This window comes from Paenibacillus sp. JT22N12 (assembly GCF_056269365.1).
The window spans coordinates 1237125-1251427 of record NZ_JBWDNU010000002.1 but is presented as its reverse complement, the minus strand read 5'-3'; the positions used below and the strand labels follow the sequence as shown (position 1 = coordinate 1251427).

Here is a 14303-nt window from a genome sequence, read left to right as displayed (position 1 = left end):
AAAGTGTCCTACTTCTGAAGTTTCAGCTCATGAAGCTTCGTCATAACACCAGCTTTGGAAAGCAGGTTACGAACGGTATCGGATGCTTGCGCTCCGTTTTGAAGCCATTTCAATGCCTTCTCTTCATCAATGTTCACCTGAGCCGGTTGGGAAACCGGATTGTATGTGCCGATCTCTTCAATAAAACGACCATCACGCGGGGAACGGGAATCGGAAACAACGACGCGATAAAAAGGCGCTTTGTGCGCTCCGATACGTTTCAAACGAATACGTACTGCCAAGAAAATCACCTCCTTCAAAAATTTACAAAAGTAAACGTTCAATATCGGGCTGGATACCTGCCGAAATCAATATTCAATGTAGAATCTGCTTCATGAATGACTTCGTAAACAATATTGAATTTGAATATCACTCAGAAAGGAAACTTCATGCCTTTGGGAAGCATCCCTTTAAGACCCTTCATTCCGCCTTTTGGTCCCTTAGGCCCCATCATCGAGGAGAACTGCTTCATCATTTTGCGCATATCGTCAAACTGCTTGATCAGCCGGTTCACATCGGCCACTGTCGTGCCGCTGCCTGCCGCTATGCGCTTGCGCCGGCTATGATTGAGAATCTCCGGTTTGCGCTTCTCATCCTTGTTCATCGATCTGACGATCGCTTCTACCCGGTTGATTTGCTTTTCATCCACCTTGAGATTTTTCATTTCTTTCATTTTGCCCATGCCGGGCATCATGTCCATCAGCTGGTCCAGCGGACCGAGCTTGCGGACCTGTTCCATCTGTTCCAGGAAGTCATCGAATGTAAATTCGGCCGTACGCATCTTCCGCTCCATCTCGGCGGCTTTATCCGCGTCGATGCTGGACTGCGCTTTCTCGATCAGGGACAGCATATCGCCCATGCCCAGGATACGGGAAGCCATCCGCTCCGGATGGAACGGCTCAAGCGGCTCGATCTTCTCGCCGGTAGCCACGAATTTGATGGGACAGCCCGTTACGGCCTTGACCGACAAAGCGGCACCGCCGCGCGTATCGCCATCAAGCTTGGTCAGTACAACGCCGGTCAATTCAAGCTGGCTGTGGAAGCTCTGTGCCACATTGACCGCTTCCTGCCCCGTCATCGCATCCACGACAAGCAGCACTTCATCGGGCTGCGTCACTTCATGCACCTGACGAAGCTCATCCATCAGGGCTTCATCAATGTGAAGCCGTCCGGCCGTGTCCAGAATGACATAATCCAGTCCGTTATCCTTGGCATGCTGAAGTCCGGAACGGGCAATTTCGACCGGAGAGGTCTGATCACCGAGCGTAAACACCGGCACTCCGATTTGCTCGCCAAGCACCTGAAGCTGCTTGATCGCAGCTGGACGGTAAATATCTGCCGCCACAAGGAGCGGCTTATGGTTGCTCTTCTGGAGCATCTTGGCAAGCTTCGCAGAGGAGGTTGTCTTACCGGCCCCTTGCAGACCCGCCATAAGAATAACGGTCGGCGGCTTGTTGGCTTTGGCAAGCTTGCTTTGGGTTCCGCCCATCAGTTCCGTCAACTCTTTGTTGACGATGTCGACAACAACCATGCCGGGAGTGAAGCTTTTTGCCATCTCCAGACCGATTGCCCGTTCCTTGACCTTGGCGATAAAATCTTTCACGACTTTGAAGTTAACGTCGGCTTCCAGCAGCGCCAGACGCACTTCACGCATTGCTTCGTTTACGTCTTCCTCCGACACCTTGCCCTTGCCCCGCAGCTTGCCGAACACATTCTGCAGCCGGTTGGATAACCCTTCAAACGCCATTTTCATCACCTCTAAAAGTTCTGCTTACATATCCCGGATGCCTTGAGCAATCCGCCTCAGCTCATCTGCCAGATCATCCATCCCGCTCAGACCGTCTGCGCAAGCTTCCAGCCTGCTCAGCCATTCCTTGCCGGCTTCATGCTTCTGCAGAAGATGCAGCTTGCTCTCGCAGCTCTCCAGAACGGACTCTGCCCGCTTAATATGCTCATATATAGCCTGGCGGCTGATTTCAAACTCCTCGGCAATTTCTCCAAGCGAATAATCATCGTGAAAGTAGTATTTAAGAAACGTCCGCTGCTTCTCGGTGAGCAGCAGCCCGTAGAAGTCAAACAGCATATTGATTCGATTTGTTTTGTTCAGGGCGTCAGGTTCAATTGCGGTCAACTCAGCCACCTCTTCCGTCAAGGGAAAAACCTTTACACCCTATCTGTCGTCGTCTATCATAGCCCAGCAGACCAGCGGCTGTCAAGTGCAATCCCTTGTCACCATGTAAACGGGTTTACTAGGCCGTTTCGTTCTCTTCCGACTTCTGGATCAGACCGGCAAACAGCGCGTGTACAAACTGCTCGGAATCGAATTCCTGCAGATCGCTCATTTTTTCCCCCAGCCCAACGAGCTTGACCGGCAAATTCAATTCATTGCGGATGGCAATGACGATGCCGCCCTTCGCCGTTCCATCCAGCTTCGTCAGCACAAGCCCCGTAACTCCGCTTTTTTCGCCGAAAAGCTTGGCCTGACTGAGCGCATTTTGCCCGGTCGTCGCATCAAGCACGAGCAGCACCTCATGCGGAGCGCTGGGTACTTCACGCTGGATTACGCGGTATATTTTATTGAGCTCATCCATCAGATTGGATTTGTTCTGCAGCCTTCCAGCCGTATCGCATAACAGCACATCGACATTACGCTGTTTGGCTGCCTGAACGGCGTCGAACATGACCGCGGCGGGATCCGCACCCGACTGCTGCTTGATTACATCCACGCCAACCCGTTGACCCCACACTTCCAGCTGCTCGATCGCCCCCGCGCGGAACGTGTCCCCCGCCGCCAGCAGCACTTTTTTTCCTTCGGATTTAAACTTATGGGCAAGCTTGCCGATTGTGGTTGTTTTGCCCACCCCATTGACACCGACAAACAAAATGACAGTCATTCCGGAAGGCGCCATCTGCAGACCGGTCTTCTCTTCGCTTTTGAGCAGATCGACCAGCTTCTCCGAGAGAATCGGCTGCAGATCGGCAGCATTTTCAATTTTGCGCTTCTTCACTTCAATCCGAAGTTCCTCGATCAGCTGCATCACGGTATTCACGCCAACATCGGCGCCGATCAGAATCTCCTCAAGCTCTTCGTAGAACTCCTCATCGATCTTCTTGCGGCGGGTGATCAGCTCCTCGACCTTCTCGACGAAAGCTGTTCTTGTCTTGGTCAGCCCTTCCTTGAATGCATTGGTGACCGCCTCGGTTTTGCTTGAGATACTTTCCTTCAGGCGTTTAAAAAAACTCATCGATTTTCCTCCATCTCCTTCATCTCATCAGGCAGAAACGGCTTCCTCGTCCTCCAGACGCACCGAGACAAGCTTGGACACGCCGCCTTCCTCCATCGTTACCCCGTACAGGACATCGGCTTCTTCCATCGTGCCTTTGCGGTGAGTAACCACAATAAACTGTGTAAGCTCCGAGAATTCGCGCAGGTATTGCGCAAATCGGGATACATTGGCTTCGTCCAATGCGGCCTCTACCTCGTCAAGCACGCAGAACGGCACAGGCTTAACCTGCAGAATGGCAAACAACAGGGCGATAGCCGTCAGCGCCCGCTCCCCCCCGGAGAGAAGCTGCAAATTCTGCAGCTTCTTGCCTGGAGGCTGCGCCACAATATCGATTCCGCTGTCAAGCACCCGTTCAGGTTCAACCATGATCAGATCCGCCCGCCCGCCGCCAAACAGCTTGGCAAAAACTATGACAAAATGCCCGCGAATCGCTTCGAAAGTGGTCCTGAAACGTTTGCTCATCTCTTCATCCATCTCACGGATGACGTGGTACAGCGTCGTCTTCGCTTCAATAAGATCATTCTTCTGATCGTTCAGGAAGGTAAAGCGCTCCTTCACTCTCTCATATTCTTCAATCGCCCCGAGATTGACCTCGCCAAGGGCAGATATCCGGCGCTTCAGCTCACGGACCTGATTCTGCGTCTCCTGGACATCCTCGGGTACCGGATAACGCTCTTTGGCCAATTCATAGCTAAGCTCATATTCCTCGCTCAGCTTGCGGAGCAGATTATCCAGCTCTACGTCCAGCCGGTTGGCTGCGATCTCCGTCTGCCTCAGCTGATCGTCGACCGAGCGCAGCTGCGAGCGCTGCTCCTTCGTTTCGCTTTCCCCCTCCTCAAGCTCCCGTATAAGCTCAGCCCGCTGCGAGCGCTTGATGTCCGTCTGCTCCGAACACGAATCCTTCTGCAGCTTCAGATGGTTGAGCTGCTCGAGCTGCCTGACGCTCTCCTCGCCATGCTGGACGGCGTCCTCTTCCTGACGTGTCAGCATATCGCGTAGTCCCGCAAGCTCCTGCTTGGCGCGTCCAATATCGGAGCGCACCCTGGCTGCCTGGTCCTCGAAGGAGTTTTTTTCCTGATCCGTCTTGGCGACAGCGATCTTGAGATCCGTCAATTGATCCTGCAGCTGCTCCTTGGCCGTCTCCCCTTCTTTGCGGCGGGTCTCGGCGATCCGGATAGCTTCCTGCAGCTTCGCTTCCTCAAGCGTCAGTTCAGCCAGACGTTCCCTGGCAGCCGCCTCCGATTTGGCGATATTCTCGCGTTCAGCCTGCTGACCGACATTATCGGCATCGAACAGCTGACGCTGTTCGACCAAATGCCGGTTCTCATTATCCAGCTGCTGGAGTTCGGCGCGGACATGCTGCTCTTCAATACGACGCTGCTCGCCCTGGGCGCGCAGGTCATCCACGTTCTGATTCCGTATCGACTGCTCCTTGCGCAGATCGCTTATTTTGTCGCGCAGCTTGGCTAATTGGTCGTCCGTCGCTTTGAGCTCCTCGCTCAGCTGCTCAATTTGACGCTGGCGGCCAAGCAGATTCGCGCCTTTCTTCTGCAAGCTTCCGCCCGTCATGGATCCGCCCGCATTCACCACATCGCCTTCCAGCGTAACGACCCGGAAGCGGTACTGGCATTTTGCCGCGATCCGGTTGGCATGCTCCAGCGTTTCGGCAAGAAGCACATTGCCAAGCAAATTATTGATAATCGAAGAATATCTCGGTTCGCAGGAGACAAGCTCTGCGGCCACTCCGACAAACCCTTCAATGCTCTCAATCATCCGTTTGTCATGGTCGGGAATATTACGTCCGCGAATGACATCAAGTGGCAGAAATGTCGCCCTCCCCAGCTGACGCTGCTTCAGGAAAGCAATCGCTGTCCGCGCGCTTTTCTCATCCTCCATCACGACATGCTGCAGTGCGCCGCCGAGGGCGGTTTCTACGGCCAGCTCCACCTTTTCCGGCACACGCACAAGCTCCGCTACTGCTCCATGCACGCCTTCCAGCCCGCCCGAGGTACGGCGGGAAGCCTTCAGCACCTCACGGACACCTTGCATAAAGCCGTCCAGATCGTCCTGCATTTCCTTCATTGTATCCCGACGCGAGCGGAGCGCTTCGAGCTTTTGTTCCCATTTTCGCGCTGAAGCCTGGGCTTCCTCCAGCAATTTCTGACCGGATTGCAGCTGCTCGCCTTCATGAATATAGCGGTTGCGGAGTGTGATTATTTCCGTCAGCGTCGCTTCCAGCTTTTGCTCCAGCTCCGCCTTGCGGACGGTGAGTTTCCCGTTCTGCTCGCGCCATTTGGCATGCTCCTCGCCGAGCCGCTCCATACGCCGCTGCAGCGCTTCCTCCTGCTGAACCGCATAGCGGATTTCGTTGCGCAGCTGGGCCATGGAGCTGAGCACATCAAGCAGCTCGCTTTTCAACGATTCTTCCGCATCTCCTGAAGCCGACGCTGCTGTTCCCAGCAGCCTGGCCTCCTCGCTTGCCAGCTTGGCGCGCAGAGTCTGAAGATCATTCTCAAGCGACGCAGCCTTGCCTCGAAACTCCGCTTCTTCCCTGGCCAGCTGCGAAATCCGCTCGTTCTGCGCGGTGATTGAAGCTTCCAGCTGAGAACGGTTTTGCTCCAGATTGCGTTTTCTCTCTTTGAGCACCTCGCCGTAGCCTTCGCATTTCTCGTAATCCTCGCTGTACTGCAGCATGGCCCCATGCAGTTGGTCAAGCGCTGCCTCCAGCTCGCGCAGCTTCTGCCGGTCCTTCTCCAGCAAGGCATCATGCTTGCTGACCACTGTTGACAAAGCCAGCTGTTCTTCCTGAAGCTTGGCCATCCGTACGCTTGCCTCGCTCCAGGAGGTGTGTACGGCTTGAATATTATGTACATACATGGAAATTTCCGATGTCTTGAGCTGTTCCTTAAACTGCTTGAAGGATATCGCTTTCTCTGATTGAACCCGAAGCGGTTCAACCTGGTCCTCGAGCTCCGAGACCAGATCATGAATGCGCAGCAAATTCTGCTCGGTATCATCGAGCTTCCTCTGCGCTTCACGTTTGCGTGACTTATATTTCACGATACCCGAGGCTTCCTCGAAGATTCCCCGGCGATCCTCTGAGCGTGTACTGAGAATTTCTTCAATACGGCCTTGACCGATAATGGAATAGGCTTCTTTGCCGATGCCCGTATCCATGAATAATTCCGTAATATCCTTGAGTCTGCAGGGCTGCTTGTTAATCATATATTCACTGTCGCCGCTGCGGTGAACCCTGCGCGTAACGGTAACTTCATTGAACTCCAGGGGAAGCGCGTTGTCCGCGTTATCCAGTGTCAGCGACACCTCGCTGAAATTTACCGCTTTGCGGGCATCGCTGCCGGCAAAAATGATATCTTCCATCTTGCCGCCGCGCAGACTTTTGGCGCTTTGCTCACCAAGCACCCAGCGGATGCTGTCGCTTATATTGCTTTTTCCGCTGCCATTGGGCCCGACAACAGCCGTAATGCCTTGAACGAATTCAAGCTCCGTCTTATCGGCAAATGATTTAAATCCTGCTAATTCAATCCTTTTCAGGAACATAGCTTAGCCTTCACCTCATCGACTATTGTATCATAAAAACATCCAGGCCCGCTCTGTCCAAGAAGAAACGGCTGCCCGCCGTCCTCTGGCGGCCAAGCCAAGTTTCTTCACTAACGAAAGCAAAGTATGATGGATATTCAAACTTTCCTACTTGAACAAAAATCCCGGTACGCTTAAGTCAGCGACCAGGATCTTTTCCACAGCTATTCAAGTAAAGGAGTTCAACCCGGCAGCTTGCGCCATGCTTCCGCAGCAGCCTGCTGCTCCGCTTCCTTCTTTGTTCGTCCGATTCCCGTTCCATACAGAACATCAGCAATGTAGACCTCAACGACAAACTCTCTGTCATGGGCAGGTCCGCGCTCTTCCGTAATCCGATACTCGATCAAACCCATGCCGCTATGCTGAGCCCGCTCCTGCAGCGTCGATTTATAATCCTTGACAAGCATGCCCCCATCGCTGTCGATATGGGGAAAGATGTGCCGGACAAGAAACGTCCGGACAGCCTCCAGCCCCTGGTCGAGATAAATCGCGCCGACGAACGACTCGAACAAATCAGCCAGCAAGGCAGGCCTGAGCCTGCCGCCAAGCTGTTCTTCCCCGCGCCCCAGCATAACATGGGCGCCAAGTCCGAGCATATCGGCGAATCTGGCAAGCGATGGCTCACAAACAATCGAAGCACGCATCCGGGTCAATTGACCCTCAGGACGCTCCGGAAAAGTCCGGTACAGAAACTCCGAAACCGTCAATTGAAGAACGGCGTCGCCCAAGAATTCAAGCCGCTCATTATGTTCAAGCACGCTTTGACGGTGTTCATTCACATATGAGGTGTGAGTGAACGCTTGTCTCAGCAGACGGGTCGTACGAAATCGAAGCTGCAGCCGCGATTGAAGCTCCTCAAACTTTTCAAGCTTCATATTTCTTCATCACGATCGTGGCGTTGTGACCGCCGAAACCGAACGAGTTGGACAATGCGATCTGCACATCCGCTTCACGGGACGTGTTCGGCACATAATCGAGATCGCACTCCGGATCCGGAGTTTCCAGGTTAATAGTGGGCGCAATCCTGCCATTCTGCAGCGTCAGGCCGAGAATGACGGCTTCGACGCCTCCGGCGGCTCCCAGAAGATGGCCGGTCATCGACTTCGTCGAGCTCACAGCCAACTTATAGGCATGTTCACCGAAAGCCTTCTTGATCGCAATCGTTTCCGAGCGGTCGCCAATTCCCGTTGAAGTGCCGTGGGCATTAATATAATCGATAGCCGACGGGTCAATAGCCGCATCTTTGAGCGCTTTCACCATGCATCGGGCAGCGCCGTCAGGATCGGGGTCCGTCATATGATGAGCGTCGCCGCTCATACCATAGCCAATAATTTCCGCATAAATCCGGGCTCCGCGCTTCTGTGCATGCTCCAATGATTCAAGAATCAGCACACCTGATCCCTCGCCCATAATAAATCCGTCGCGATTGAGATCAAACGGCCGGCTTGCTTTTGTCGGTTCGTCATTGCGCGTTGACATGGCGCGCATGGAGCAGAACCCTGCCATTCCGATAGGACGAATCGTCGCTTCCGCCCCGCCGCAAATCATCGCGTCGGCATCGCCCCGCTGAATGATTTTGAACGAGTCGCCGATGGAGTGTGTCCCGGTTGCACAAGCGGTCACGGCCGTGCTGTTGGGGCCTTTTGCTCCGGTTGTAATGGAAACCTGGCCTGATCCCATATTGGCGATCATCATCGGAATAAAAAATGGGCTGACCCGCTTGGGGCCTTTCTCCAGCAAAATATTGTGCTGGTCTTCCCATGTCCCAAGTCCGCCGATGCCTGATCCGATCGCAACGCCGATTCTCTCGGGATCCATATTCTCTCCAAGCGTAAGACCGGCGTCTTTGACGGCAAGCTGGCTGGCAACAACCGCAAATTGCACAAAACGGTCCATGCGGCGCGCTTCCTTTTTGCCCAATAATTCATCGGGCTGGAAATCCTTGATCTCAGCTGCGATCTGCGTTGTATATTCAGATACATCAAACGCCTCAATATGCGAAACGCCGGACTTGCCTTGTATCAGGTTCTCCCAAAACTGTTCCAAATCAGAACCGAGCGAGGTCATGACCCCCATGCCCGTAACGACCACTCTCTGTTTCATTCAACTCACCTCAGATGGACAACGATAATGGTTACCGTACCATATTTATAATAATCTATTAAAAACGCTTACCTGCGCTTACTCAATTTAGATAAATCCATGTGAAAGTCGAAAAGGAGAGAAGTCCCGCTGTGAACGGGACCCGTAATTTTACGTTTAGGTATGAGAAGATATGTACTTCACTACTTCTCCCACACTGGTAATTTTCTCTGCATCTTCATCAGAGATCTCCATATCGAATTCATCTTCCAGTTCCATGACTAGTTCGACGACATCTAAAGAGTCAGCGCCAAGGTCGTCTTTAAACGACGCTTCAAGCGATACTTCCGATTCGTCAACGCCAAGGCGGTCGACAACGATGCGTTTCACACGATCAAATACATCGGACATCCGGTTCACCTCCTCCATGGTATTATACGAGAATCTTGGACAAATTGCCATACGTCTGTCATCGGCCGGAAATAGCCTGAAACAGCAGGCTCCGGTTCATTTACATGTACATGCCGCCGTCCACATGAATCGTCTGTCCGGTCATGTAGGAAGCGGAATCGGACGCCAGGAACCGGACTGCTGACGCAATGTCTTCCGGTGCTCCAAGGCGTGCCAGTGGTATGTCCCCTAGCAGTTTGGTTCTCATCTCTTCCGGCAGCTTGTCGGTCATATCGGTTTCTATAAAACCCGGCGCCACACAGTTTACCGTAATGAAGCGTGATGCCAGCTCACGGGCTGACGCTTTCGTCAGGCCGATTACCCCTGCCTTGGCTGCTACGTAGTTAGCTTGCCCAGGATTGCCAAGTACGCCTACAACGGACGAAATATTAATAATCCGGCCTGAGCGCTGCTTCATCATGGGGCGCGTTACCGCTTTGATCCCGTTGAAGACGCCTTTGAGATTGGTCTCGATGACCTGGTCGAACTCGTCTTCCTTCATCCGCATAATGAGATTATCGCGCGTGATTCCTGCATTATTGACCAAAATATCGATGGTGCCAAACGTTTCGACAACCTGCTTGACCATCGCTTCGAACTCGTTTGACTTGCCGACGTTCGCCTGGATTGTGATGGCGCGGCGGCCCAGGGCCTCTACGGCCTGTGCGGTTTCGGCTGCTGCCGTTTCACTTCCCGCGTAATTGATCGCTACGTCCGCGCCGCCTTCCGCAAGAGCAATTGCGATGGCCCGGCCGATGCCGCGGGATGCGCCTGTGACGAGGGCGATTTTGCCTGTTAGGTTTGCAAACAAATGGTTTGGCTCCTTTCTGTTTGGACGATGGGGACTGGCTGGCCCCTCTGAGCGCCCCCTAAATCCCCCGGAGGGGGACCCCAAAGGGCCCCGGCCCTCTGGACTCCCGGATGGTTGCCCGCGTTGTTGCTGCGGCGCTCCCTTGTCCATCCGTGCCCTGTACCCGTTTTCGTCCCTGCGGGACACACTTTACTGCCAGTGCTCCTTAAGGTGCTTCGCACGGGGATTAACTAACGTGTATGCCATAGGGTCGCTTTGTTGAGTTTCTTCTTAACTATGAGTCTGCCTAGGACCTCAAATGAAGAATTAAATCACCGCGGCCTCGATGGATGATGCCGAGTTGATGGAAATGATTTTCAGGGATTTATCGATTTTTTTGATCAAGCCTGCCAGAACGGTGCCGGATCCGATTTCTATGAAGGTATCCACGCCCTGACCGATCAAATATCGGATGCTGTCTTCCCAAAGAACCGGTGAGTAAACCTGCTCGGCCAGCAAACGGCGGATCTCCGCTGCCTCCACTGCCGGGCCTGCTGTAACATTGGCTATAACCGGCACAGCCGCATCGCCTAATTGAATGTTGGCTAATACTTCAGCCAGTTTCTCGGCAGCCGGCTTCATTAAGGAGGAATGGAACGGTCCGCTCACTTCCAGCGGAATGACCCGCTTGGCGCCCGCTTCCTTGCCGCGCTCAACGATGGCTTGTACACCTGCCGATGTGCCGGATATAACGATTTGTCCCGGACAATTTATGTTGGCCAGTTCCACTGCGCCTGTCTCTGCAGAAACTGCTGCACACAGCGTCGCCAGATCATCGCGCTCTGCGCCAAGCACCGCTGCCATAGCCCCTTGTCCACTAGGCACGACCTGCTCCATGAATTCGCCGCGCGCTCTGACTGTGCGAACTGCGTCCTCGAACGACAGCACGCCTGAGGCAACAAGGGCGCTGTACTCGCCCAGACTGTGGCCTGCGGCATAATCCGCTGTGATTCCCTGCTTGCGAAAGGCTTCCAGAAGCGCAATGCTTACCGTCAGCAGTGCAGGCTGCGTATTCACTGTTTGTTTTAGCGCTTCGTCCGGACCGTTGAAGATCAATTCGCTCAGCTTGAAGCCAAGCGCCTCGTCCGCCCGCTCGAAGACGGCTCTTGAAGCGTCAATCGTATCGAAGGCGTCCTTGCCCATTCCTACCGCCTGCGCACCCTGACCGGGAAATACAAATGCTGTTTTACCCATGACGATGCACCTCCTTATTCAAATCATCAAACCTTTCGCCATTACCAGACCAATACGGATGCTCCCCATGTAAGCCCGCCGCCAAAGCCGACCATTACAAGACGATCTCCATCATGGACGCGGTCCTGCTCTACCGCTTCGGCAAGCGCAATCGGTATCGATGCCGCCGAGACATTGCCGTAGTTGTGAAGATTAATCATGCTTTTCTCTTCCGGAAGACTCAGCCGGTTCAATGCGGATTGAATAATACGGATATTGGCCTGGTGGGGGATTAAGAGATCAATATCCCCTTTGTCCATCCCGGCTTTGCGAAGCGCTTCCTCTGCGGCATTACCCATAATCCGGACAGCAAATTTGAATACCTCGCTGCCCGCCATATAAATAAAATGCTGTTTGTCGGCTATGGTTTGCGCCGTAGAAGGGTTGCGCGAACCGCCGCCGGAAATTTTAAGCAGATCGCCGCCGCCTCCATCCGCACCAAGCTCGAAGGATTTGAAGCCCCGTCCTTCTGGCACGGCCCCGACTACAACCGCTCCCGCCCCGTCTCCAAACAGGATGCAGGTGTTTCGGTCCGTGTAATCCGTAATCCGGGACAGACATTCTGCGCCGACTACCAGCACATGACGGTACAAGCCGGTTGAAATCATACTGGTTGCCGTTGCCAATCCATAGATAAAGCCGGAGCAGGCTGCCGACAAATCAAACGCGGCCGCCCGCTTCGCTCCCAGCTTCTCCTGCAGCAAGCAGGCGGTTGAAGGAAAAAACATATCCGGCGTAATCGTCGCCACAATAATAAGATCCAGCTCTTCAGCTGTTATGCCTGCTGCCTTAAGGGCAGCTGTCGAAGCATGGAATGCCAGATCCGATGTCGCCTGCTCCGGAGCGGCTATCCGGCGTTCGCGGATTCCGGTCCGGGAGACGATCCACTCGTCGTTGGTATCGACCATTTGCTCCAGTTCATGATTCGTTAAAATACGTTCAGGCACATATTTGCCCGTTCCAATAATGCCAACTGATGATTGCAGCATGATTCACTCTCACTTCCTGCCGATTTCAGCCGCGATTGAAGGAATCAGCTGGCTCTCTATCGCTATTTTGGCCTGGCGGATACCATTCTTCACCGCTTTGATATCTGATGATCCGTGACATTTGATAACAAGTCCGTTTACGCCCAGCAGCGGTGCGCCGCCATGCTCCTTGTAGTCCATTTTTTTGCGCAGCTTCTGCATGCTGGAGCGAAGAATCGATGCCGCGATTTTATTAATGAAAGAGCTGGTCAATGTATCCCTCAGGGTGCTGAACAACATCCCAGCCGTTCCTTCCATGGTCTTGAGCATAATGTTGCCGGCGAAGCCGTCGCAGACAAGCACATCGCAATTATGCGCCAGCACATCCCGCGATTCCACATTCCCGATAAAATTTATCGGTGCCGCTTCCAGCAAGCTGTAGGCAGCCTTGGACAATTCATTGCCTTTCATGGCTTCCGTTCCCACATTCAGCAGGCCAACGCGCGGGTTCTTCAGGCCCTGTACCTTGGTCCGGTAAATGCTGCCCATAATGGCATACTGCAGCAGATGCTCCGGCTTGGCATCCATATTCGCGCCCAGATCAAGCGCAAGCACGCCAACATCGTTCACGGTCGGCAGCATATAGACCAGCGCCGGCCGTTCAATGCCCTCAATTCTTCCCACAACGAGCAGTCCTGTGGTCATCAACGCACCGGTATTGCCGGCTGAGAGCATCGCCTCTGCCTCGCCTTCACGAACCAGTCTGCCCGCTACAACCATGGAAGCTTCCTTCTTCCGGCGCACGGCTTTCACCGGTTCTTCATCGGGACCGATAACATCCTCTGCATGAACGATTGTCACGTTGGACGGCAATGCCCCAGTAATATGCTCTTTAATCCGGACTGTGTCGCCGACGAGCAGCAGCTTCGTATCGGGCCATTCTAACGCTGCCTCCAGTGCTCCTTTGACGATGAGCTCAGGCGCATGGTCTCCTCCCATCGCATCAATTGCGATCCGCACTTAATTTCCTCCCTCGATGGCCGTCTCTCCCGCGGACCGGTAAATGACGAAGTGGCCCTGAAACACCATTTCATCTCCCACATAAGAAAACACTTCTACTTTCGCTTTGCTTTGCCTGCCCGATATGGACCGTACATAGGCCTTTGAAATACACTTCTCTCCCAGTTTCACTGAACGCAAAAAACGGATGTCCGCTGTAGCCGTCAGTGCGATCTCATCGTTAATAACAGCGACAGCCAGCGAATTGGCCTGCGCGAAAATATGATGTCCGCGGGCGATGCCGGTTCGGGAAAAAACATGTTCAGCCCGTATTTCAAATATGGAGATACCGCTCTTATCAAGCTGCAGATCAACAATATCCCCTATGACTTCATGCAGCGGCAGGGAGCGGACCGAATCATAGGAGCGTTCGGCCATCAGCTTAATGCGCTCCCGCAGCTCGGGAATGCCCAGCTCCATTCGGTCAAGCCTTACGGTCTGAATGCTTACTTTCAATTGACGTGTAAGCTCACGGTCCGTAATGAACGGGTTCTCCTCAATAAGCCGGGAGAGCTGCTGGTGCCGTTGTCTTTTCGGAAGACGCTCGATAATCCGCACCACCCTTTATCTATGATTTTGCATGGCCTTTTGCGGACTTTTTATATTTTTTCGTCCTTGTTAGCAGGTATCCATTTGAATCCAGCTATTATAACCTGGTCCTAACAAGTATATATAAGAATCCGATGGGAAGCAATGACAACACGGTTAAATTCATCAATTGATCCCATGCCGGAT

13 protein-coding genes are annotated in these 14303 nt (G+C 53.5%); all 13 read right to left on the bottom strand.

What is annotated here, in order from left to right; genetic code table 11:
- Positions 1-8: 8 nt before the first annotated feature.
- The 13 genes from rpsP to fapR all read right to left on the bottom strand — a co-directional run bounded on the left by rpsP (position 9) and on the right by fapR (position 14129).
- Positions 9-281, bottom strand: a complete 273-nt coding sequence (gene rpsP / locus AC0YOA_RS11105; RefSeq protein WP_188992563.1) for a 30S ribosomal protein S16 — start codon at positions 279-281, stop codon at positions 9-11.
- Between the two features lie 131 nt (positions 282-412).
- Positions 413-1786 carry a signal recognition particle protein gene (gene ffh, locus AC0YOA_RS11100; RefSeq protein WP_475786656.1) on the bottom strand — a complete coding sequence of 458 codons (1374 nt, stop codon included), beginning with the start codon at positions 1784-1786 and terminating at the stop codon, positions 413-415.
- Between the two features lie 24 nt (positions 1787-1810).
- Positions 1811-2122: a YlxM family DNA-binding protein gene (gene ylxM, locus AC0YOA_RS11095; protein WP_379112716.1), complete on the bottom strand. Its 312-nt coding sequence runs from the start codon at positions 2120-2122 to the stop codon at positions 1811-1813.
- 166 nt (positions 2123-2288) lie between these two features.
- Entirely contained in the window at positions 2289-3284 is a 996-nt protein-coding gene (ftsY, locus tag AC0YOA_RS11090; RefSeq protein WP_210041254.1) for a signal recognition particle-docking protein FtsY, read from the bottom strand.
- A 27-nt stretch (positions 3285-3311) separates the two neighbouring features.
- Positions 3312-6887 carry a chromosome segregation protein SMC gene (gene smc, locus AC0YOA_RS11085; RefSeq protein ID WP_475786577.1) on the bottom strand — a complete coding sequence of 1192 codons (3576 nt, stop codon included), beginning with the start codon at positions 6885-6887 and terminating at the stop codon, positions 3312-3314.
- Positions 6888-7108: 221 nt separating this feature from the next.
- Entirely contained in the window at positions 7109-7801 is a 693-nt protein-coding gene (rnc, locus tag AC0YOA_RS11080; RefSeq protein ID WP_210041258.1) for a ribonuclease III, read from the bottom strand.
- Positions 7791-9029, bottom strand: a complete 1239-nt coding sequence (gene fabF, locus AC0YOA_RS11075; protein ID WP_475767777.1) for a beta-ketoacyl-ACP synthase II — start codon at positions 9027-9029, stop codon at positions 7791-7793. Before fabF ends, rnc begins: the two co-directional genes overlap by 11 nt.
- A gap of 156 nt (positions 9030-9185) precedes the next feature.
- Complete coding sequence (acpP, locus tag AC0YOA_RS11070) at positions 9186-9419, bottom strand: acyl carrier protein (RefSeq protein ID WP_188992569.1); 234 nt, start codon at positions 9417-9419, stop codon at positions 9186-9188.
- Positions 9420-9519: 100 nt separating this feature from the next.
- Positions 9520-10269, bottom strand: coding sequence for a 3-oxoacyl-[acyl-carrier-protein] reductase (gene fabG / locus AC0YOA_RS11065; protein WP_475786576.1), 750 nt, complete (start codon positions 10267-10269; stop codon positions 9520-9522).
- Positions 10270-10575: 306 nt separating this feature from the next.
- A complete protein-coding gene (fabD, locus tag AC0YOA_RS11060) occupies positions 10576-11502 on the bottom strand; it encodes an ACP S-malonyltransferase (RefSeq protein WP_475786575.1) in 927 nt (308 codons plus the stop codon).
- A gap of 41 nt (positions 11503-11543) precedes the next feature.
- Positions 11544-12530, bottom strand: a complete 987-nt coding sequence (locus AC0YOA_RS11055) for a beta-ketoacyl-ACP synthase III (RefSeq protein WP_475786574.1) — start codon at positions 12528-12530, stop codon at positions 11544-11546.
- 9 nt (positions 12531-12539) lie between these two features.
- Positions 12540-13529, bottom strand: a complete 990-nt coding sequence (gene plsX, locus AC0YOA_RS11050; RefSeq protein WP_475786573.1) for a phosphate acyltransferase PlsX — start codon at positions 13527-13529, stop codon at positions 12540-12542.
- Positions 13530-14129 carry a transcription factor FapR gene (fapR, locus tag AC0YOA_RS11045; protein WP_210041269.1) on the bottom strand — a complete coding sequence of 200 codons (600 nt, stop codon included), beginning with the start codon at positions 14127-14129 and terminating at the stop codon, positions 13530-13532.
- Positions 14130-14303: the final 174 nt, after the last annotated feature.

Coding starts and splice junctions, on each gene's coding strand:
- ffh (WP_475786656.1), bottom strand. CDS start 1,786: ATGGCGTTTGAAGGGTTATCCAACCGGCTGCAGAATGTGTTCGGCAAG.
- ylxM (WP_379112716.1), bottom strand. CDS start 2,122: ATGCTGTTTGACTTCTACGGGCTGCTGCTCACCGAGAAGCAGCGGACG.
- ftsY (WP_210041254.1), bottom strand. CDS start 3,284: ATGAGTTTTTTTAAACGCCTGAAGGAAAGTATCTCAAGCAAAACCGAG.
- smc (WP_475786577.1), bottom strand. CDS start 6,887: ATGTTCCTGAAAAGGATTGAATTAGCAGGATTTAAATCATTTGCCGAT.
- rnc (WP_210041258.1), bottom strand. CDS start 7,801: ATGAAGCTTGAAAAGTTTGAGGAGCTTCAATCGCGGCTGCAGCTTCGA.
- fabF (WP_475767777.1), bottom strand. CDS start 9,029: ATGAAACAGAGAGTGGTCGTTACGGGCATGGGGGTCATGACCTCGCTC.
- acpP (WP_188992569.1), bottom strand. CDS start 9,419: ATGTCCGATGTATTTGATCGTGTGAAACGCATCGTTGTCGACCGCCTT.
- fabD (WP_475786575.1), bottom strand. CDS start 11,502: ATGGGTAAAACAGCATTTGTATTTCCCGGTCAGGGTGCGCAGGCGGTA.
- AC0YOA_RS11055 (WP_475786574.1), bottom strand. CDS start 12,530: ATGCTGCAATCATCAGTTGGCATTATTGGAACGGGCAAATATGTGCCT.